The sequence below is a fragment of the Arthrobacter glycogeni genome, assembly GCF_054510815.1.
On the sequence record NZ_JBTNDV010000001.1, the window covers coordinates 181,099 to 201,683 of the forward strand.

Consider the following 20,585-nt stretch of genomic DNA (forward strand, 5'->3'; position numbering starts at 1 on the left):
GTCCGCTTCATGGTTACAGGTCAACCGTCCCGCAGAGGTGAACGTGTACGCCCAACTCAGCGAAAAATGCCGCCTTCGCGACGAGCGCCCTATCCGCTGTCTCCGCATCCGGCGCGTAGACCACCTGGACATGATTGGCCTTATGCCGGGCCATCAACTGGTCCCGGGACACACCGTGAAGTACCGCGTGCATGATGGGCCATTGCTTGTCGGTGGCGTCGAGCCGCCGCTGAGTCTCCTCCTCCGGAAGCTCCACGACGTGCCCGCGACCGAGGTCGAGGTGCAATTCGCCGTCCATAATGAACACCCGGGACCAGACGATGTCGCCGGGCCTGGAAACGCCCGACAAGGTCGAGCCGCCCCGCGGGAAGAACACCGCCGGTTGACGCATTCCGTACGACTTCTCGTACCCCCCGTTATGCGATGCTGGCACCGAACCCGAAATTTCGAATACCCACACGAACTCACCGTTGTACTTCTCACCCCACCGGATGTCATGGAGGGTGTTGGCCGGATCCAGGCCCATCGCCGTCCAGATCCTGTTGGTGATCAGTGCGTCCACCGCAACACCCTCATCGACCTCGTTGAAGTGCGGAAGTGCGGCGCCGGGGTAGAGCTCGCGGGATCCGCTCCGGGACAGTACTGGGGGACGGGAGACATTGTTGAGCAGGCCCTCCACCAGGTCCGAGGCGGGGGTCATATCTTTCAGACCCTGCTGGTATTGGATTCCAATGGCGTCGGCGCCGAAATCGTCGGCGATCCGCACAGCTGCGACATACATTTTCAGTTGCTCATGCACCTGCGCCTCGGTGAGTTCAGTGGCGTCGTCGGTACCAAAGTGAAAGGTAAATCGTGCTTCGTCGAGCCAGTTGCGGACAGCCTGTGCCTCCTCGTCGGACACCTTCCCCATTTCGGCCAGAAGCGCCGACTGGGAGAGGCGTTCCTTATAGATGCCCAGCGGATTGAGCAGTTCGTCGTCGATGATGGCGTTGTACATCCCCATGCAACCCTCGTCGAAGATTCCAATGATCGCCTTCTCCGTTGACAATTGCTGGGCAAGGGCCTGCCCCAGTCTGGTTTCAGGTGTCGGGGGCAGCTGGCCCAGATCGCGTACATGGCTGAGATCGTGAACGATAGTTCCGGTCCGCAACCACTCCGCTACCTTGTCGAGCGCCCACGTATCGGTGAAGTCTTCGCTCCACAGCGACGAATAGGCAATCCCGGCCTTTGTCAGGGAGGCTGTCAGGTTCAGTAGCCCCACCAGCCCGGGAAAGTCGCCTGCCCAGTTCGCCACCACCAGGATCGGACCGCGGTGGGACCGCAGCCCGGCCAACACGTGGTGGCTGTACTGCCACACTGCGTCCACCACCACCAAAGGCGCTTCGGCGGGAATGCTGCGAAAAACGTTCATGCCGGCGCGCTGGCTGTCAATGAATCCGTGCCCGGTTTCGGGATTCACCTCATGGCCGCGGTGAACGGCGAATCCGGAACGCTCGACGGCGCCGGCGAAGTCTGCTTCAAGCTTTTGCTGGGTAGTCCAGCCCGCCGTGTTCGCGCTCAGGCGAAGGTCACCGCTGGCCACCGTGTACACGGTTTTGTCCCGCAGGACAGGCAATTCAAGTTCTTTCGGAAAGGTGTAACTGGTCATCTCATTCTCCTTTGAATAGGTCGGGTGTTGGCGCCGCAGGGCGCAGGCGTAGACCCTGCATTCCGCCGTCGACGGCTAGGGACGTTCCGGTGGTCGATCCGGCGGCCGGCGACGCCAGGTACACAATGGCGGCAGCGACTTCATCTGCCTGGACCAATCGTCCGTGTGGCTGGCGGGCGTTGAGCGCCGCACGTTCCGTTGCGGGGTCGTCAGCTTTCGCCAACAGCTTTCCGATCCAGGGGGTGTCCGCCGTTCCGGGGTTCACGCAGTTCACCCTGATGCCTTCGCCCACGTGGTCGGCGGCCATACTGAGGGTCAGAGCCAGGACGGCGCCCTTGCTCGCGCTGTACAGGGCTCGCTGCGGAAGGCCCACCGTAGCGGCGATGGAGCAGACGTTCACGACGGCGGCCGACGGCGATTCGCGCAGGTAGGGCAGCGCCGCCCTAGTCACCCGCACAATTCCCAACACATTGATGTCGAGGACGCGATGCCATTCGTTGTCGTCGTTATCGGCCACCGTGCCCTGGGCACCAATTCCGGCGTTATTCACCACGATATCCAGCCGCCCGAACTTCCCGATCACTGCGTCGATAGCGGCGCGGACCGATCCGTCGTCGGCGATATCACACTGCAGCGCCAGGTGGTCCGGTGCCGCGTCATCCGGGTTCAGGTCCAGCACTGCAACCGAAGCCCCGTCGGCGGCGAGCCGGGCGGCCGTCGACGCACCGATTCCAGATGCACCTCCAGTGACCAACGCGACGAGACCGGTGAAATCCGCCGTCACCGCCCACTCACCGGTTCTCCGGGCGCGTCGAGCAGGGATACGCCGGCAATTACCTGCCGTTGTCGTCCGAGCCCGTCGATTTCAACCTCCACCACGTCACCAGGTTTCAGGTACGGGAATCTGCCGGACAGCGCCACTCCTTGAGGCGTTCCGGTAAGCACCACATCTCCTGGCTCAAGGACGAGGTACTGGCTCAGGTGGTGCACCAGATAATCGGCAGGGAAGATCATGTCCGCCGTGCTGGAATCCTGACGCCGTTCACCATTGACCCAACAGCGGAGACCCAACCTGCCAGGATCCACCTCATCAGCGGGGATGAGCCAGGGTCCCAGCGGCGAAAACCCGGGTGCACACTTGCCCTTCGACCACTGACCACCGGATTCCTCCAGTTGGAACGTCCGTTCGGAAACGTCGTTGGCTACCAGATAGCCCGCGATATGATCGGCCGACTGCTCGCGCGATTCCAGGTAGCTTGCCCGCCGTCCGATCACGACGCCGAGCTCCACCTCCCAATCGGTGGTGGTGCTGTTCCGTGGAAGGACAGTGGGGTCGTAGGGACCTGCCAGGGTGTTGGGGGTTTTCAGGAAAATAATGGGTAGAGTCGGCGGCTCCGAACCTGACTCGGTTGCGTGTGCTGCGTAGTTCATGCCGACACAAATAATTGCTTGCGGCCTGGCGATGGGCGAACCGATCCGGCCGGCGTGCTGCAGCTCCGGCAGCGTTCCCTCAGCCAACGCCTGCCGGGTTCGTTCAATGCCGTCATCCGCGAGGAACCCGCCGTCGATATCGGCAGTCAGACCAGATAGATCATACGTCTTTTCGACCCCTGACGAGTCTGTGTTAAGGACGGCAGGAGCCTCCACGCCTGGCTCGCCGATTCTGATCAGTTTCACTCGTTGCTCCCTAACTTCTTCCTACCTAGAACCCTGGTGTACCAAACCTGGTGGCGCCGCTTGCCGGGACACCTCGCGACGCCGTCGCCTGTCATGATCCAGAATACAGAATCTGTCGACGTTGACAAGGTAGACATCGGATGTCTAGTCTCAGGAGCACCTGGGCCACGCCAGAAGGTATCGTCCGGGGCCGCAGCAAGGGAGTCAAGTCAGTGAGTACCATCACAGCCGTCTCGATCAGCGACGTCCGCTTCCCCACCTCCACGTCGCTGGACGGTTCGGATGCGATGAATCCTGATCCCGACTATTCGGCCGCCTACCTCAGGATTGAGACCGACGCAGGGGACGGTCACGAAGGCCACGGCTTCGTCTTTACGATTGGTCGCGGAAATGACGTCGTGGCTGGCGCCCTGGCAGCCCTGGTCCCGTTCGTCAAAGGCAAGAACGCGGAGCACCTCCTCGCTGACATGGGTGCTGTATCCCGGAGCATGGTGTACGACTCCCAGCTCCGGTGGTTGGGTCCGGAGAAAGGGGTAATGCATATGGCCATCGGCGCCGTGATCAATGCCCTCTGGGACCTCAAGGCCAAGCGTGCAGCCCTGCCCCTGTGGAAACTACTCGCCCGGATGACACCGGAGGAGCTGGTGTCCCTGGTGGACTTCCGTTATTTGACCGATGCCCTCACCGAGGCGGAGGCCCTTGCTATCCTCCGTGCTGCCCACCCCGGACGAGCCGCGCGGGAAGCCGAATTGCTCGCCGAGGGGTACCCGGCGTACACGACCACACCGGGCTGGCTCGGATACAGCGACGAAAAACTTGCCCGCCTGTGCCGGGAGGCGGCGGCGGAAGGGTTCCACCAGATCAAACTCAAGGTTGGTGCCCACCTGGAGGACGACATTCGCCGGCTGAAAGTAGCCCGCGCGGCATGCGGGCCCGCCATGCGGATTGCCATCGACGCCAACCAGCGCTGGGACACTGCTGAGGCCGTCGCCTGGGTCAAGGCCCTGGCGGATTCCGATATCGCGTGGGTGGAGGAACCGACCAGCCCCGACGACATTCTGGCCCACGCGGCCATCGCGAAGGCCATCGCCCCAATTCCGGTCGCCACCGGCGAACATGCGCAGAACCGGATCATTTTCAAACAGATGCTGCAGGCCGGGTCGCTGGAAGTCCTACAGCTGGACGCTGCGCGGGTGGCGGGGGTGAACGAAAACATTGCCATCCTGCTCCTGGCCGCCAAGTTTGGAGTACGGGTCTGCCCGCACGCTGGCGGCGTTGGATTGTGTGAAGCTGTGCAGCATTTATCGATGTTCGACTTCGTAGCAGTGTCCGGCACGAAGGAGAACCGGATGATCGAATTTGTCGATCACCTGCACGAGCACTTCATCGCCCCGGTCGAGCTGCACCATGGACACTACCGGGCCCCGCTGGTCCCGGGAGGCGGTAGCGAGATGAAGGCAGCCTCCCTCGTCGAGTTTGCGTTCCCTGACGGACCGGTGTGGTCGACCGCCACCCTGACTATGGCAAAGTGACATCATGAAAAGCGAAACAATTGCGGTGCACACCCGGCTCAAACCGGGCAAAGAGGCGGACTATGACCGGATCCACCAGCATATTCCAGCCGAACTTGATGAGGCGATGCGCCAGATTGGTGTCCACAACTGGCGCATCTGGCGCAGCGGCCGGGACTTGTTCCACGTCATCGAGGTCGACGACTATTCCCGCATGCGAACGTTCCTGGCGGAGCACCCAGCCAACCTCCCCTGGCAAGCCCGGATGTCCGAGCTGCTGGAGATCGAGGACAGCTACTCCGGTGAAGACCGCGGCATTCCACTGGTCTGGGGTCTACGTCAGCGATGACCACGCTTGCGCTGGGCACCCTAGGCTACGGAGCCGCCGCGCTGGGGAACCTGTACTCGAGGATTGACGACGACGAAGCCGTCTCAACGCTCGACGCAGCCTGGGACGGCGGCATTCGCTATTTCGACACCGCACCGCATTACGGGCTCGGTCTCTCCGAGAAACGGCTTGGTGCATTCCTGCGAACCAAACCACGTTCAGACTTCGTGCTTTCTACCAAAGTTGGCCGCCTTCTGGTCGACAATCCCCAGTTTCAGCCGGGGAACAGGGACACCGAGGGTTTCGACGTTGAGGCCCGCACACTCAGGCGGTGGGACTATTCGGAGGCGGGCATCCGCCGCAGCCTGGAGGAATCGCTTACCCGGCTCGGCGTCGACTCGGTGGATGTCCTGTACCTGCACGATCCGGAAGCGCACGGGCTGGCAGCCGCCCTTTCGACCGCGCTTCCGGCATTGCAGAAGCTCAAGGCCGAGGGTCTGGTCCAGGCGGTCGGCGTCGGTTCCAACTCGGCGGAAGCCGTCGCCGCGCTGCTCGCCGAGTCCGAGCTCGACGTCGTGATGCTCGCCGGACGCTACACGCTGCTGGAACAGCATGCCCTCGGCACCGTGCTCCACCTCTGTGAGGAGCGGGGCACGCGGGTGGTCGCGGCGGGGGTCTTCAACTCCGGCATCCTGGCGAGGCACGCGGTTCCGGAGACGGCCCACTACAACTATCAGCGGGCCCCGGCCGATCTGCTCCACCGGGCGCGACTGTTGGCTGGCATCTGCCGCCGATACAGTGTCGAGTTACCCGCTGCCGCCCTGCAGTACCCGCTGCGACACCCAGCCGTGTGCAGTGTGGTGATTGGTGCCCACGGGGCCGATCAGATGTCCAGCAATATCGCCAATATGGCCGCAGCCATACCCGAAGCACTCTGGGCGGACCTCGCCGCTCAAGGCCTGGTTCCTCCGGAGTCCAGCACCGCATGATCGACGCGCACCTCCACCTCTGGGACCTCAGCCGGGGCGGCTATGACTGGATCACACCGGATCTTGGTGCGCTGCACCGCGACTTCACGGCAGCACAGGCACGAGACGAGTTGGACCGGGCCGGTATCGCGGAGGCTGTCCTGGTCCAGGCTGACGACTCGGTCGACGATACCGCGTTCCTGCTCGCTACGGCGGAGGCTAACACCTGGATCCGCGGAGTTGTGGGGTGGGTCCGACTGGACAATTCCCGCACGGCGGCCGCCCAGCTGGAGCGGTGGATGGACCATCCGTTGTTTACCGGCGTGCGTCACCTGGTCCACGACGACCCGCGGGACGGTTTTTTGGCGCTGCCGGAGGTCCGGCGATCGCTTGCACTGGTGGCAGCGGCCGGGCTCCCGTTGGACGTCCCCGACGCGTTCCCCCGTCACCTCTCTGCCACGGCAGAGCTGGCCGCCGCACTGCCCGACCTAACCGTGGTGGTGGACCACCTAGGAAAGCCGCCACCCGTTGACGCCGACGCCTGGGACAGGTGGCGGGAGCAACTGGCCCGCTGTGCCGCTTCGCCCAACACCGTGGCGAAACTTTCGGGATTGCAGATTCCTCACGCGGGGTGCAGTGTTGAACAGCTCGAGCCTGTCTTCACCACGGCCCTGGAATTATTCGGCCCGAACCGCCTGATGTACGGCGGAGACTGGCCCATGACCGTACCCTTCGGTGGGTACCAGCCGACGTGGGAAGTGCTGAAGACTCTGATTGGTTCGTTGAGCCCCGCCGAGCAGGAGGCCGTGCTTGCGGGAACCGCCACGCGCACGTACCGGAGAAACACCCTGTAGAAACGCCCCTCAGCTGGAGTGCGACCCTGAATTGCCGGAGCCAATCGAGGCTTGACCCTTGATGGCCCCCGCGGGTGCGGAGGCCATCAACGGTCGTTGTTTCCTATTCGTACAGAACCGGAGCGATTTCCGGATCGTCGATGTTGTCTGCGTTATAGAAGTAGAACGGGGTATCCGTGATGGGCTCCTGCTCTTCACCCTCGATCGCCTTCATCGCGGCCTCAACAGTTGCGGCTCCCATACCGATCGGGTCCTGGGTGATAGCACCGGCCATCACTCCACTCTTGATGGCGTCGGTCTGTGCCTTGCCCGAGTCGAATCCGATGATCTTCAACTCGCCCGGTTCAAGTCCGAGCTCGTTGACGCCATTGACGATGCCGATCGCGGAGCCCTCATTTGTGCCGTAGAGGCCTTTGAGGTCGGGGTTGGACTGGATCATGGCCTTCGCGATATCGGCTGATTTCAGGTGGTCGCCGTCCCCGTACTGGATGTCAACAACAGTGATATCCGGGTATTCGGACTCCATCCGTTCCACGAAACCGTCCCTGCGTTCCACTCCGGTGCTGTTGATCTGGCTGTGACCGACGATCCCGACTTCGCCGGATCCCCCGATCAGCTCAGCCATATTGTCTGCGGCGAGCGCCCCAGCGTCCTTGCTGTTGGTCTGGGCCAGGTTGACCGGGTAGTCGCTCGCACAGCCAGCATCGAACTGCACCACCGGGATGCCCGCCGATTCGGCTTCATCCATCAACGCAACACAGGCTTCGGGGTCGAGTGCCGCATAGGCAATGGCGTCGGGGGCGCGGTCGATGGCCGCCTGAAGCATCTGCAGCTGCGCATCTACTTCGGTTTCCGATGCGGGGCCCTCGAACGTCACTTCGACGCCAAGTTCCTCTGCCTTCTCTTCGGCGCCCTGTTTGACAGCCTGCCAGAACTGGTGCTGGAACCCCTTCGAAACCATCGCGATGTAAAGCTCGTCGCCAGTCCCTGCCGAGTCGAGTTCCGAATCGGTGCTGCCAGCTGAATCACCGCAGGCGCTCAGTGCGAGGGCCGAGACCATCAAACCTGCCGCGAGTGCTTTCTTTCCAAATTTCATGATTTCTCCATTTTCGTGTCCGGCTGGCATCGGTGCCGACCTTCGGTGTGGGGTGAGACGTAAAATCGTGTCGGCCTACAGGTGATGGCTGGATGCCCTGGCTGTCAAGCTTTTCGGGCGCCATCGTGATGGTTGGCCAACGGTGTTAGACCTCACGGCGGCGCCGGAGGGAATCGGTGAAGACGGCGACCAGAATCACGACGCCGACGACGACGTTCTGCCATTCGGTCTGCACGGACATGATGCGCAGCCCGTTGATCAGGACGCTCATAATGAGCGCGCCGATCAGGGTACCGAGGATAGACCCCCTGCCTCCCATGAGGGAGGTGCCGCCGATGATGACGGCGGCTATGGCCTGCAGCTCATATCCAACGCCTAGCTGGGGTTGAGCTGAGTCGAGACGGGCCGCGATGACCACTCCGGCGATGCCGGTGAACACGCCAGCAACGGTGTAGATGAGGATCTTCCATTTTTTCGTGTCCACGCCCGAGATTTTTGTTGCTTCCTCGTTGCTGCCGATAGCGAACGTGTACCGGCCCAGAAGTGTCTTGCTCAGAAGCAGGTACGCCACTATCCCCATGATGAACAGGATGAGGACCGCATTCGGCAGCCCGGGTACCAGCTGGCCCAGGGAGATGTCCCGAAAACCTTCCACGTTGCTGAAATAGATCGGGCGGACGCCGGAAATGACCAGCGCCAGACCCTGGGCAATCAGCATCATGGCGAGCGTGGCGATGAACGGGGGCAGGCCGAAGATCGATACGTTGACGCCGTTGATGAATCCCATCAGGGCGCCAGTGGCTATTCCGCCCAGCACTCCCACCAGCAGTGGCAACTCCAGATTGACCAGCAAGATTCCGGTCACCACGGCACATAAGGTCATGCCCGTTCCGATAGACAGGTCGATGCCCGCGGTGACGATCACCAGGGTGGTGCCGAACGCCAGGATGCCGATCACCGCCGTTGCCAGCAGGATGCCGGAAATGTTACTCCAGGAGAAGAAATTTTCACTGGCTAGCGAAAAGAACAGCATCAGGACCAGCAGGGTGCCGAATGCCAGCGATTGCTGTAGCCGCTGACGCAGGAATGATGCCTGCCTGGCGCCTGGCCGTCCCGGAGCCAGCCTTGACGGCGCCGATGTCGAAGTTTTACTCATTCTGATGTGCTCCCTACTGCGTCATTCTCGTGGCATAGTCCATGATTTTGGCCTGATCGGCGCCTTCGCTGTCCATCTCCCCGGTGATACGGCCGGACGCCATCACGATGATGCGGTGGGACAGCCGGAGCACTTCAGGCAGTTCGGAGGAGATCATGATGATCGATTTTCCGCGGTCTGCAAGTTCGTTGAGCAGCCGGTAAATCTCTTCCTTGGCACCAACGTCAATCCCGCGGGTGGGCTCGTCGAAAATCAGGATGTCGCAGTCCCTCGCCAACCATTTGGCAATGACTACCTTCTGCTGGTTTCCACCGGAGAGATTCTTCGTGGTGGCGAACATCGAGGGAGTCTTGATCCGGAGTTGCTCGATGTATTTCTTTGATGTCCCTTTGCCTGGACCGGTCCGCATAAACCCGAACGGATTCGCGTATTGGCCCAGGGATGAGAGGAGTATGTTGGTGTTGACATCCCGGTCGAGCAGCAGGCCGAGGGCCTTGCGGTCTTCCGATAGGTAACCCACGCCCTGGCGGACAGCGTCGGCTGGCTGGCTAATGCGGGTCTCATCACCGTTGATGAAAATCTTTCCGGCGGTGATGGGATCGGCTCCGATGATCGCCCGGGCAAGTTCAGTCCGGCCGGCGCCCATGAGTCCAGAGAATCCGAGAATCTCACCTCGCCGGAGTTCAAAACTCACGTCCCGCAGCAGCTTCTTGGTACTGAGGTTCTCGACCCGCAGGACGACGTCGTCGACGTTGGACCGCTGGATGCTCGCAGGCCGCGCATTCTCATCAATCTCACGGCCCACCATCATTTTGATGATCTCGTGCTGGTCCACCGTTGCTTTGTCCCGAGTGCCGATGTACTTACCGTCCCGCAGGACCGTGATGCGGTCGGCAATCCGCTTAAGTTCTTCCATCCGATGGGAAATGTAGATGATCCCTATCCCGGAGGCCTTGAGGTCGCCTATCAGTCGGAAGAGCGTATCCGTCTCCGCGCTGGTGAGAGCCGACGTCGGTTCGTCCATAATGACGATCTTCGCGTCGAAGGACAGAGCCTTGGCAATTTCGACCATCTGCTGCTTGGCCACCGTCAGGTCCTCCACCAGGTCCCCCGGCACAATCTCGGTGATCGCCAGCCGTTGCAGTAGCTCTTCGGTCTGCCTGTTGAGACCGCGTTCGTCCAGCAGTCCCATTCGGAGTGGTTCGCGTCCGATGTAGATGTTCTGGGCGACGGTGAGGTGGGGCATCAGGTTCATCTCCTGATGAACAATGATGATTCCCAGTTCCTGAGCGTCGCGGGGGCCGTGGATCTCCACCGGCAGCCCCTCCAGGTAAATGGTGCCAGCATCTTTTGCATAGATCCCGGAGAGAATCTTCATCAGACTGGACTTACCGGCCCCGTTTTCGCCTACCAGCGCGAGGACTTCTCCACGGTTCACATCGAACTGGACATCACTGAGCGCTTGCACGCCGGGAAAGCTTTTGCTTATCCCCTCAACCTTCAACAGTGTTTCGCTCACTGACGCTCCTGCCTCATCGAAGGACACTTCTCGATCGCTTCCGCGCCCGAACCGAAGGTACCCCTGCTGACAGGCCCAGGGAGAGCGGCCTGTATCTGGATGTATCTTCAGATGATTCATAACTAGAGTAAGGGTAAATATGACGTAGCGCACAGTTTTGGTCGGATGTTTGCAAATAGTTATAAGGAGACGCATGCTCATCGGATGCCACGCACTGGTTTGGACTTGCTCACAGGACGGCCCGTCAATCGAGAACTCGATCCGACGGACCGCTAAAGCGGATTTCGATACCACGTCCACCAAGAAATCTCTCGCCGGCCACGGCCTGACTGCAACCGCGTCACTCGAGCTCACCGCAGCTACGGATCTAAGCAGCGAGGACGACGTCGTCGCCGCAGGTGAGGCACTGCTTGGACGATGCCTGGAAATAGTTCACGAACTGGAATCAAGCCACCTCCGCGGTGTGATCTACAGCGCCATGAAAAACCTATGGACCGCTTCGGCCGGGCTGGGAGCCCACGCCAACCGTTACATTCGTGATCGATTGATGGCGGTTAGATCCATCAAACCGCACTAAACATCCGACCTATACTAGGTCGTAGCTACCCGTAGCCGAACGACGCATAGCCGTGCAGGACGAAAAGAAGGAACCCCATGGCCAAGGACCCGCCGGACCCCCCGAATGCTGGTGTGATCATCGTCGGGAGCGTGACAGCCGACGTGACCACGTTTTCTGAGCGGCTCCCCAAGAGGGGAGAAACAATTCTGGGCGATCAGTTCACCCTGCTGCTTGGCGGGAAGGGCGCCAACCAAGCCGTTTCCAGTGGGCTTGCTGGAACTGATTCCTTCATGGTCGGTTGCATTGGCAACGATCTGTTTCAGGAGCTCGTCGGTGGGGGGTTGAGGACTCATGGGGTCGACACTTCCGAATTGCGGGTGGTGAACGCTCCAACCGGTATCGCTCACATCCGCGTCGATGCGTCAGGTGAGAACGACATCGTGATGGTGCCGCTGGCGAATAGCCTCCTCAGCGTGGAACAAATTGACGGCGCAATCGGCCGTCTCAGGTCCCGCGCTTCGGTACTGCTGACCCAGTTGGAGATCCCCCAGGAGATCGCTATTCACGCAGTCCGTGCCGGTCGTGCAGCAGGGCTGACCGTCATCCTGGACCCGGCACCGGCGGCTGTCCTCCCCGAGGACGCCTGGGGCAACGTGGACTATGTGACTCCAAACGAAACCGAGGCGAGCCTCATCACGGGTATTGAAGTGACTGATTTTGCGTCAGCAGTGGAAGCTGGGCATTGGTTCCTGGCCCGGGGGGTGAGGAACGCCATCATCACGATGGCTTCAGCCGGCGCAGTCCTTGTGGCGAAGGACCGCGAGACCGTCTTCCCGGCCTACTCGGTCGTCCCCGTCGATACCACCGCCGCGGGAGATGCATTTTCCGGATATTTCGGTGCGTCGCTGGCGGCCGGTCTGAGTGTCGACGACTCGATCGCGCGGGCTATGGCGGCTGGCGCTCTGGCTGTCACGAAATACGGCGCCTCGAGCAGCCTTCCCACCTCCGACGAGGTGGGTGCCTTCCTTGCAACGCAGACTGACCCGGATGGAGCATCCACATGAGAAAAAATCCCGGAATCCTGAACCCTCAACTGTCAGGGATCATCTCGGCGGTGGGACACACCGATCTCCTGGTCGTTACCGATGCTGGCCTGCCCATCCCTCGTAATGTGGAACGTGTGGATCTGGCCTACCTCCCAGGAGAGCCACCGTTCCTGAAAGTCCTCGACGCTGTACTGTCCGAGGTGGTGATCGAAGGTGCAATTCTGGCCGCTGAAATCAAGGATCACAGTCCCGAGCTGCTCGAGCGTATTCTCGAACGGCTGGAAACGGCGGGGGTCAGACCCTCGTTCGTACCGCACACCGATTTCAAGGCAATGACCGTAGCTGCCCGTGCCGCGGTCCGCTCGGGCGAATTCACGCCTTATGCCAACGTGATTCTTCAGGCGGGCGTCGCCTACGGGTGATCCACCAGGCCGAGCTGATTGACCGGGGGGGGGGGGGGTGGATCTCGTGATTGCCAGGTACTCCCGGGCCCAGGCTGTCCCCCGCCCTCGCGGCGAGAGAAGGTCACGGAGGAGAAGTGAACAGTGGGGACGTTAGCCCGGCCGGTTCGTTTCGTCGAAGTCAGCATTGCCCGACCGGTGGGTTGGGTCCGCCAAGAGGGCCGCGCGTAGCCACTGCTCGACGCCGCTGATGTGGACCACCGTAGCAGCCCGCGCCAGCTCCGCATCGCCACTTTCCAGGGCGGCCGCGATGGCGCGATGTTCGGCAAGGGTTCGCTCGACCGCGTTCTGCTGCGTGAGTGCGCGCCAAATACGGGCCCGCACGGTTCGGCTGTTGAGCCCGGAGAGCAGTCCCGCCAGATACGCGTTGCCAGCAGCCTCAGCGATGATTCCATGGAACCGCAGGTCGTGGTCGAGGAGGTCCTCCACCGAACTGGCATCGACGTCGTCAATCTCGGCGCCCAGCCGGGCGATATCGCCGGCTGTGATCCGGTTTGCGGCAATAAAGGCCGCTGACGATTCGAGGATGCGCCGTACCTCCAGCAGCTCCATCACCGAGGTGTCGCTGTGTAGTTCCACCATGAACGATACTGACTCCTGCAGCAGCTTGGGTTCGAGGCTGGTCACATAGGTGCCATCGCCGCGGCGTACGTCCAGCACACGGATGGTCTCGAGCGCCTTGACCGCTTCGCGCAGCGAACTGCGTGAGAGGCCGAGCTGTTCGCTCAGTTCCTTTTCGGGAGGAAGCCGGTCGCCCGCCGACAGTTGCCCGCCAAGGATCATGTCCTTGATTTTGGTGATCGCGTCGTCGGTGAGAGCCATAAACAGATCCTAGTCGTCAGCAAACCTTTCCAGGTCCGCAAGGCGTGCTACTTCACGCGTCCTTCGCCATCTCGGATGGCCTATGAATGCCGTCATCCGCGCTGACTGTGCACTCACCCGCGTACCGCGCGGCGCCGAATCGAGTAGCCACCACTCGTTACACCACCGCTGTGTTCTTTTAGCCTGTTATCCAACGGGAAAGAAGAGGACACCATGATCGACTACGCCATTGAAGCTTTGCCTCTTCATTCGCCGCGCGCCCTGGACCGGCTGGAGCGCGAACTGGAGAACCCGGTGGCGTGCCAGGCCTTCGTCCAGATCTCCATCGGTATGTGGGACCAGCGGTTCTATCGGCTGACTCGTGCCGCCGAAGCCCGCGACGAAGCCCGACTGATGGACGTCATCCTCAGTATTGAGAGCTCCAGCAAGATGCTTGGGCTCGAGCAGCTCGCCGCTTTGGCCGGGGTACTGAAGTCCCGCCTGGAACGCCACGACCTGGACGCCGTGCTGGGCCTCCTGCCGCCGCTTGAACAGTGCGGCAAGCTCAGCATGCGCGAACTGCGAGCGGCATACCCCGCCTGAATCGCGGATCAGGAATACTCAGCCGCGGCGGCTGTTGTACCGTGCATGACTAACCAGATCAGAACCATCGGATTGATTGGCAGCGGCAACATCGGCTCACAGCTGGCCCGGCTCGCCGTGGCTCAGGGATACGACGTTGTCCTGAGCAACTCACGCGGACCCGAAACCCTTACGGACTTGATCGCCGAGCTGGGGACCTCGGCCCGAGCGGGGACGGTTGACGAGGCAGCGGCGGCCGGAGACGTCGTCGTCGTGACCATCCCCCTGAAAAACATTGACTCGGTTCCCGTCGAGCCGCTCGACGGCAAGATCGTTATTGACACCGGCAACTATTATCCGGAGCGCGATGGGCAGATCGACGTGCTCGACGCCGAAACCACCACCACCAGTGAGTTGCTGCAGGATCATCTGCCGCACTCGCACGTAGTGAAGGCGTTCAACAATATTTACTCCTCCGACCTCACCTCCAAGGGCACGCCGACTGGAACTCCGCGGCGCCGCGCACTCCCCATCGCCGGCGACTCGGCTGATGCCAAACAGGCAGTCGCCGCTCTGATCTCGGAGTTCGGCTTCGACACTGTCGACGCCGGGGCGTTGGCTGAGGGCTGGCGATTCCAGCGGGACACCCCGGGCTATGGTCCAGCATTTGATGCCGGCCAACTGCGGGATGCGCTCGCCCAGGCGAAACGCTACGCGGACATGGGCTAGAAGCCAGCGCCGGTCCGCTACCAGTCGTGGATGGTCCCGTCCTTGAGCCGGTTGAAGGGGAGGTAGGCGGGCGTATAGGGGTGCGCCGCGGCGGCGTCGAGATCCAGTTCGACGCCGAGCCCGGGTTGCTCGCCCGGGTGCAGGTAGCCATCTTTGAAGGAGAACGACTGCTGGAACACCTCGTTGGTGAGGTCACCGTGGCGCATGTACTCCTGGATCCCGAAGTTGTGGATCGCCAGGTCCAGGTGCAGCGCCGCGGCCATCCCGACCGGAGAAATGTCGGTGGGCCCGTGGATGCCCGACTTGATCTGGTACTGCGCCGCGTAGTCGAGGATTTTCCTCAGCGCGCTGATCCCGCCGGTGTGGGTGACGGCCGAGCGGACATAGTCGATCAGCTGCTCACGGATCAGGGTCTGGTAGTCGAACACCGTGTTGAACACCTCGCCGATGGCCAGCGGCGTGGTGGTGTGCTGCCGGACCAACCGCAGCGCCTCCTGGTTCTCCGCCGGTGTGCAGTCCTCCAGCCAGAACAGGTCATACGGTTCCAGCGACTTGCCCAGCCGCGCGGCCTCGATCGGCGTCATCCGGTGGTGCCCGTCGTGCAGCAGTGGCAGTTCCGGGCCGAACTCGCTGCGGACCGCCTCAAACACTGTCGGAATGTGGCGTAGGTAGGCGCGGGTATCCCAGTCCTCCTCGGCGGGAAGTGCTGCCCGCTGCGCCGGCTCGTAGTCGTACCGGGTGCCACCGGCGCTGGGCTGGGCTGCCACCCCGTAGACCGCGTCGATACCGGGCACGGCGGTCTGAATGCGGATGGCCTTATAGCCCAGGTCCAGGTGCTCCCGTACCGAGTCGAGAATTTCGGGAATGTCCCGTCCGCTCGCATGACCATACGCGCGGATACCGTCCCGGGATGCGCCGCCCAGTAACTGGTACAGCGGCATCCCCGCGGCCTTCGCCTTGATATCCCAGAGTGCGACGTCGACGGCAGCGATTGCCGCCATGGTCACCGGCCCTCGACGCCAGTACGCTCCCCGGTACAGGAACTGCCAAGTGTCCTCGATCCGGTGCGCGTCACGTCCGATCAGCAGCGGCGCCACGTGGTGCTCAAGGTAGGCGGCGGCTGCGAGCTCACGCCCGTTCAGGGTGGCGTCGCCGAGCCCGGTCAGGCCGTCCTCGGTGGTGATCTTCAGGGTGACGAAGTTCCGGTCCGGACTCGACACGATCACTTCTGCGCTCTTGATCTTCAACTGGGATCTCCTTGGTACGAACTGCTGTAGTTGAACAGGACTGTTCAGCGGATGGTGCTGCCGGCGGATTGCGCGGCCAGGCTCAACTCGCTGCGGTAGGGCAGGTTCTCCCAGTCTCCGGAACCGGCGACGGCGAACGCCCCGAGAGTGACGCCGCGGAGCAGACGCCCGGCAGTCGGTTCTCCGTCCAGGAAGGCGGACAGGTAGCCGGCAGTGAATGCGTCCCCCGCTCCCACCGTGTCCACCACGGGGACCGGTAGCGCACCCTGGTGGATCGCCGGTTCCCCGGCGGCATAGGCGGAAGCGCCCGCCGCGCCCCGCTTGATGATGACCTCCCTGACCCCGCGCCGGTGCAGGCCCGCCACGGCTTCGGCTTCCGGGACACCGGGAGCCACGAGGGCAAGTTCGTCGTCGGAGGCAATGATGAAGTCGGCCAGCTCCGCCAATGGGCCCAGGATTGCCGCGGCGTCGGAAACGGTCCACAACTTTGCACGGTAGTTAACGTCAAAACTGACCAGGATTCCGCGACGCTTCGCTTCGACCGCAGCCCACAGTGTCGCCGCCGCGGCGCTGCTGGACAGCGCCGGGGTGATCCCGGTCAGGTGCAGGATCCGCGGGTGCCCGTCGAGCGACGCCCGCAGGTCGTCGATGCACAGCGCCGACCCTGCGGAACCCGCCCGGTAGTAGGCGGCACGTGATACATCGGCGATCCGCTTCTCCAACAGCATCAGCCCCGTCGGCCGGGCAGAATCGATGACGACGCCGTCGGTCGCCACAGCTTCGGCCCGCAGGGTCCGCAGCGCGAAGGTGCCCACCTCGTCGGCGCCGAGCCTACCCACCCAGCTCACCCGGTGGCCGAGCCGGGACAGGCCGATCGCGACGTTGGTTTCTGCACCGCCGAGCGACATGGTCATCGCTCCCCCGGCCCGCAACAACCCAGCAGCGCGCAGGGACGCCATCGTTTCACCGAAGGTAACCACGTCCATTTTTAAAGTGCATGCATTGCAGGCAGTGCCTGCACTTTCGCCTTCCCCAGGTGCATGCAGTGCAGGCATTGCCTGCACATTTCCTGAGGGCCTCCCTCGCCCGGCCCCCTCATCTGGGACGGGACCATCCCCGAACGGACCGCTGTCAGTGCCCTCACTCATCCGGCAACCGCCGCCCCAAGCCAAGCTCCAGGTACCGCCGTGCCCGCTGGCGCAACGCAGCGAGGTCCCCACCCGATGCCGAGTCCCCCACCAGCGGCGAGCCAACCCCGACGGCGACGGCACCGCGGGCCAGGTAATCGGCCGCTGCAGCCTCGTCCACTCCACCGACCGGCACAAACGGAATCAAAGGAAAAGGGTCACGCAGGGCCGAGAGGTAGCGCGGCCCGCCGAGGGAGGCCGGGAAGAGTTTGATGCCGGTGGCACCCTGGTCCACCGCCGTGAACACCTCGGTGGGTGTCAACGCACCGGCAATCACCGGCACCTGGAGCCGCACCGCCGCGGCCACCGACGCCGACACCGCCGGGGTCACCACGAACTGCCCGCCGGCGGCAGCGACCCGCCCGGCGTCGTCGGCGGTCAGGACCGTTCCGGCACCGACGGTCGCCCGGTCCTGAACCTCGGCGCGCACGGCGGCGATGACGTCGACTGCGTCGGGCGTGTTCAGCGACACCTCCAGGTAGCGGATCCCCTCCTCCACCAGGGCGACGGCGACGCGGATCGAGGCGTCCCGGTCGGTGCCGCGGATAATGGCCAGCAGGCGGGATCTGGAAAGTCCTGCAAGAAAGTCAGACATGGGTGGTCCTTTCGTCGGGCTGGGAGGCCGGTTGCCACGCGGCTTATCCACTCGGGTTTACCTGGCCGGTCTACCACTCGGCGTAGGAACCGTCGTCGTGCCGCCATACGGGTGACCGCCAGGCGTGACCGCTCTTGTCCACCCGGCGGACTGCTGCCTCGTCGATCTCGATCCCGAGGCCCGGACCGGTGAGGCGCTCCACATGCCCGTCCATAAACTTCAGCGGAGTTTTGTCGAGGACGTAGTCGAGCACCTCGGCGCCCTGGTTGTAGTGGATGCCGATGCTCTGTTCCTGGATCAGGAAGTTCGTGGTGGCGAAGCCCACCTGCAGGCAGGCGGCGAGCGCCAGCGGCCCCAGCGGGCAGTGCGGCGCCAGCTGCACATCGTAGATTTCGGCCAGGGACGCGATCTTGCGGACCTCGGTGATGCCGCCGGCGTGGGAGAGGTCCGGCTGTGCGACGGCGATCCCGGCCTGCAGCACCGGGAGGAACTCCTGCCGGTTGTAGAGCCGCTCCCCGGTGGCGATCGGGATGCTGGTCGAGCCGGTGAGGCCACCGATCAGGTGCGAGTTTTCCGGCACCGTCGGCTCCTCCAGGAAGAACGGGTGCAACGGTTCCAGCAGCGGCGCGACCCGCCGCGTGTTGGCGAGGGTGAAGCGGCCGTGGAAGTCCACGGCGACGTCGCGGTGCGGGCCGAGCACCTCGCGGGCCGCGGCAACCCGTTCAACCACGGCGTCGATCTCAGCGACGCTGCCGAGCGGGCTCATCCTGCCGCTGGCATTCATCTTCACGGCGGTCAGTCCCACCTCAAGCTGCGCGGAGATGGCATCGGCTACCTCGGCGGGTTCGTCGCCGCCCACCCAGCCGTACATCCGGATCCGGTCGCGGACGTGCCCGCCGAGCAACTGGTGCACCGGCACACCGAGAGACTTCCCGGCAATGTCCCACAGGGCCTGGTCCAGGCCGGCGACGGCGCTGGCCAGGATCGCTCCGCCACGGTAGAAGGACCCTTTGGTCATGACCTGCCAGTGGTCCTCGATCCGCAGCGGGTCGGCGCCGATCAGCAGTTCGGACAGCTGCTCGACGGCGGTCCGCACCGTCTCGGACCGTCCCTCCACCACGGGCTCGCCCCACCCGACGATGCCGCTGTCGGTCTCCACCCTAACAAAGAGCCAGCGCGGTGGGACCAGGAAGGTTTCAATCCTGCTAATGCGCATGAATGGTGCTTTCGGTGAGGTACGCGACAATGTGGTCAACCATTGCCTGCGGCGGAAGGGACAGGTCGACGGTCAGGCCACGTTCGTCGTCGCCCAGGGTCTGCAGGCTCTCGTATTGGGACGCCAACAGCGACGGCGGCATGTACTCGTGCTCGCGCGCCGAGATCCGCGCGGCCACCAGTTCCATGGTCCCGTGCGGGTGCACGACCACCAGCTCCGGGGCATGGCCGCGGAGTAGGTCCCGGTAGGCGTGCTTCAGGGCCGAGCAGGCGACGACGACGCCGTCCGGGCTCCCGTCGGCGAGCACCGCGCCGACGGTGTGCAGCCAGGGCAGCCGGTTGTCGTCGGTCAGCGGGGTGCCGGCAGCCATCAGGGCCTTGTTGTCCACAGGGTGCAGGTCGTCGCCGTCAACGAATCCGACGCCGAGACGTTCAGCGAGCAGGCACCCGATGGTGCTTTTGCCAGAGCCCTGCACCCCCATCACCACGATCGGTGGGGTTGATATGTGTGCCATGGTCTAGCCCTTGGTCGCGCCGGCGGTCAGGCCGGACACGATGTACTTCTGGGTGAACAGGGCGATGACCATGATCGGAATAGTGACCACCACTGAGGCGGCCATCAGTCCTCCCCAGTCGATGCTGGCGTAGGCAACGAAGTTGAAGATCGCCACGGGCAGGGTCTTCGTTTCAGCACCCGAGAGCACCAGGGCGAACATGAAGTTGTTCCACGAGAAGATGAAGGACAGGATCCCGGCCGTCGCCACGCCGCCGATGGACAGTGGCAGGGTGATCCGCAGGAAGGCGCCGATGTGGGTGAGCCCGTCCACCCGGGCCGCCTCCTCGAGTTCCAGAGGCATGGAGTCGTAGTAGGACATCATGATGTACACGATCAGCGGCAGGGCCACGAACATGTGCGACAGGATCAGCACCCCGTACCCGCCCACCAGCGACAGGTTCGAGAACACGTAGTACCAGGGCACGAGCAGGCTGACGCCCGGGATGATGCGGGCCATCAGGACCACCAGCGCCGACCGGCGCATCGCGAACCGGCTCATGGAATAGGCGGCCGGGACACCGATGATCAGCGAGAGCGCGGTTGACGCGAACGCCACCCAGAAGCTGTTGAACACAAACGAGAAGTAGTTGTTGCGGCCCAGCACCGTCTCGTAGTTGGCGGTGGTGGGGGTGAAGACCAGGGTCTTGGACGCGTCGTAGATGTCCACGTTGGTCTTCAGGGAGGCAAGGAACATCCACACCAGCGGGGCGATGAACGCCAGGACCACGAGGGTCAGCGCCACAATGCGGAAGATCTTGTAACCCTGCCGGCGCAGGGGCTTCTTCCTGCGCTTCGGGATACCGGTGGGCCGGATACTGCCCTGGGCGCGGTGGGGGGTGATCGTGCTCAT

The 20,585-nt window shown here is 63.2% G+C and carries 22 protein-coding genes; 9 read left to right on the forward strand and 13 right to left on the reverse strand.

Annotated elements, in window-relative coordinates; translation table 11 throughout:
- Window positions 1–13: 13 nt before the first annotated feature.
- The 3 genes from ACX80G_RS00815 to ACX80G_RS00825 are packed head-to-tail and all read right to left on the reverse strand — an operon-like array spanning window position 14 to window position 3,325.
- The gene (locus tag ACX80G_RS00815) at window positions 14–1,648 is read right to left on the reverse strand and encodes a fucose isomerase (RefSeq protein ID WP_459305072.1); all 1,635 of its coding nucleotides are present in this window, start codon (window positions 1,646–1,648) and stop codon (window positions 14–16) included.
- A 1-nt stretch (window position 1,649) separates the two neighbouring features.
- Window positions 1,650–2,432 carry an SDR family NAD(P)-dependent oxidoreductase gene (locus ACX80G_RS00820; RefSeq protein ID WP_459305073.1) on the reverse strand — a complete coding sequence of 261 codons (783 nt, stop codon included), beginning with the start codon at window positions 2,430–2,432 and terminating at the stop codon, window positions 1,650–1,652.
- Window positions 2,429–3,325, reverse strand: a complete 897-nt coding sequence (locus ACX80G_RS00825; RefSeq protein ID WP_459305074.1) for a fumarylacetoacetate hydrolase family protein — start codon at window positions 3,323–3,325, stop codon at window positions 2,429–2,431. The genes ACX80G_RS00820 and ACX80G_RS00825 overlap by 4 nt, the downstream gene beginning before the upstream one ends.
- A gap of 212 nt (window positions 3,326–3,537) precedes the next feature.
- Between ACX80G_RS00825 and ACX80G_RS00830 the strand changes: the two genes are divergently transcribed.
- From ACX80G_RS00830 to ACX80G_RS00845, 4 genes are read left to right on the forward strand one after another with little or no spacing between them, the layout of a single operon-like run.
- The gene (locus tag ACX80G_RS00830) at window positions 3,538–4,857 is read left to right on the forward strand and encodes an enolase C-terminal domain-like protein (protein WP_459305075.1); all 1,320 of its coding nucleotides are present in this window, start codon (window positions 3,538–3,540) and stop codon (window positions 4,855–4,857) included.
- 4 nt (window positions 4,858–4,861) lie between these two features.
- Entirely contained in the window at window positions 4,862–5,185 is a 324-nt protein-coding gene (locus tag ACX80G_RS00835) for an L-rhamnose mutarotase (protein WP_459305076.1), read from the forward strand.
- Window positions 5,182–6,153, forward strand: coding sequence for an aldo/keto reductase (locus tag ACX80G_RS00840; RefSeq protein WP_459305077.1), 972 nt, complete (start codon window positions 5,182–5,184; stop codon window positions 6,151–6,153). Before ACX80G_RS00835 ends, ACX80G_RS00840 begins: the two co-directional genes overlap by 4 nt.
- Entirely contained in the window at window positions 6,150–6,986 is an 837-nt protein-coding gene (locus tag ACX80G_RS00845; protein ID WP_459305078.1) for an amidohydrolase family protein, read from the forward strand. Before ACX80G_RS00840 ends, ACX80G_RS00845 begins: the two co-directional genes overlap by 4 nt.
- A gap of 103 nt (window positions 6,987–7,089) precedes the next feature.
- On the opposite strand, the gene ACX80G_RS00850 is transcribed toward ACX80G_RS00845, so the two are convergent.
- The 3 genes from ACX80G_RS00850 to ACX80G_RS00860 form a co-directional block, all read right to left on the reverse strand.
- Entirely contained in the window at window positions 7,090–8,082 is a 993-nt protein-coding gene (locus tag ACX80G_RS00850) for an ABC transporter substrate-binding protein (protein WP_459305079.1), read from the reverse strand.
- A 145-nt stretch (window positions 8,083–8,227) separates the two neighbouring features.
- Window positions 8,228–9,238 (reverse strand): ABC transporter permease, encoded by a 1,011-nt coding sequence (locus ACX80G_RS00855; protein WP_459305080.1) that lies wholly within the window; start codon window positions 9,236–9,238, stop codon window positions 8,228–8,230.
- A 13-nt stretch (window positions 9,239–9,251) separates the two neighbouring features.
- On the reverse strand, window positions 9,252–10,757 hold the full coding sequence (locus ACX80G_RS00860; protein WP_459305081.1) for a sugar ABC transporter ATP-binding protein: 1,506 nt from the start codon (window positions 10,755–10,757) through the stop codon (window positions 9,252–9,254).
- 193 nt (window positions 10,758–10,950) lie between these two features.
- On the opposite strand from ACX80G_RS00860, the gene ACX80G_RS00865 reads away from it, so the two are divergent.
- From ACX80G_RS00865 to rbsD, 3 genes are all read left to right on the forward strand, one after another.
- On the forward strand, window positions 10,951–11,334 hold the full coding sequence (locus ACX80G_RS00865; RefSeq protein WP_459305082.1) for a hypothetical protein: 384 nt from the start codon (window positions 10,951–10,953) through the stop codon (window positions 11,332–11,334).
- Between the two features lie 77 nt (window positions 11,335–11,411).
- On the forward strand, window positions 11,412–12,380 hold the full coding sequence (locus ACX80G_RS00870) for a ribokinase (protein WP_459305083.1): 969 nt from the start codon (window positions 11,412–11,414) through the stop codon (window positions 12,378–12,380).
- Window positions 12,377–12,784: a D-ribose pyranase gene (gene rbsD, locus ACX80G_RS00875; RefSeq protein WP_459305084.1), complete on the forward strand. Its 408-nt coding sequence runs from the start codon at window positions 12,377–12,379 to the stop codon at window positions 12,782–12,784. The genes ACX80G_RS00870 and rbsD overlap by 4 nt, the downstream gene beginning before the upstream one ends.
- Window positions 12,785–12,916: 132 nt before the next feature.
- On the opposite strand, the gene ACX80G_RS00880 is transcribed toward rbsD, so the two are convergent.
- Window positions 12,917–13,645: a FadR/GntR family transcriptional regulator gene (locus ACX80G_RS00880; RefSeq protein WP_459305085.1), complete on the reverse strand. Its 729-nt coding sequence runs from the start codon at window positions 13,643–13,645 to the stop codon at window positions 12,917–12,919.
- Between the two features lie 213 nt (window positions 13,646–13,858).
- Here ACX80G_RS00880 and ACX80G_RS00885 point away from each other — a divergent pair, with 213 nt between their 5' ends.
- Both ACX80G_RS00885 and ACX80G_RS00890 read left to right on the forward strand, forming a co-directional pair.
- Window positions 13,859–14,227 (forward strand): hypothetical protein, encoded by a 369-nt coding sequence (locus ACX80G_RS00885; RefSeq protein WP_459305086.1) that lies wholly within the window; start codon window positions 13,859–13,861, stop codon window positions 14,225–14,227.
- 57 nt (window positions 14,228–14,284) lie between these two features.
- Window positions 14,285–14,935, forward strand: a complete 651-nt coding sequence (locus tag ACX80G_RS00890; protein WP_459305343.1) for an NADPH-dependent F420 reductase — start codon at window positions 14,285–14,287, stop codon at window positions 14,933–14,935.
- 17 nt (window positions 14,936–14,952) lie between these two features.
- Here ACX80G_RS00890 and manD read toward each other — a convergent pair whose 3' ends face one another.
- The 6 genes from manD to ACX80G_RS00920 all read right to left on the reverse strand — a co-directional run bounded on the left by manD (window position 14,953) and on the right by ACX80G_RS00920 (window position 20,585).
- Entirely contained in the window at window positions 14,953–16,182 is a 1,230-nt protein-coding gene (manD, locus tag ACX80G_RS00895; protein WP_459305087.1) for a D-mannonate dehydratase ManD, read from the reverse strand.
- Between the two features lie 44 nt (window positions 16,183–16,226).
- Entirely contained in the window at window positions 16,227–17,168 is a 942-nt protein-coding gene (locus ACX80G_RS00900) for a sugar kinase (protein WP_459305088.1), read from the reverse strand.
- A 154-nt stretch (window positions 17,169–17,322) separates the two neighbouring features.
- Window positions 17,323–17,964: a bifunctional 4-hydroxy-2-oxoglutarate aldolase/2-dehydro-3-deoxy-phosphogluconate aldolase gene (locus ACX80G_RS00905; RefSeq protein ID WP_459305089.1), complete on the reverse strand. Its 642-nt coding sequence runs from the start codon at window positions 17,962–17,964 to the stop codon at window positions 17,323–17,325.
- 70 nt (window positions 17,965–18,034) lie between these two features.
- Window positions 18,035–19,180 (reverse strand): galactonate dehydratase, encoded by a 1,146-nt coding sequence (gene dgoD, locus ACX80G_RS00910; protein ID WP_459305090.1) that lies wholly within the window; start codon window positions 19,178–19,180, stop codon window positions 18,035–18,037.
- On the reverse strand, window positions 19,170–19,694 hold the full coding sequence (locus tag ACX80G_RS00915) for a gluconokinase (protein WP_459305091.1): 525 nt from the start codon (window positions 19,692–19,694) through the stop codon (window positions 19,170–19,172). The genes dgoD and ACX80G_RS00915 overlap by 11 nt, the downstream gene beginning before the upstream one ends.
- A gap of 3 nt (window positions 19,695–19,697) precedes the next feature.
- Window positions 19,698–20,585: a carbohydrate ABC transporter permease gene (locus tag ACX80G_RS00920; RefSeq protein ID WP_459305092.1), complete on the reverse strand. Its 888-nt coding sequence runs from the start codon at window positions 20,583–20,585 to the stop codon at window positions 19,698–19,700.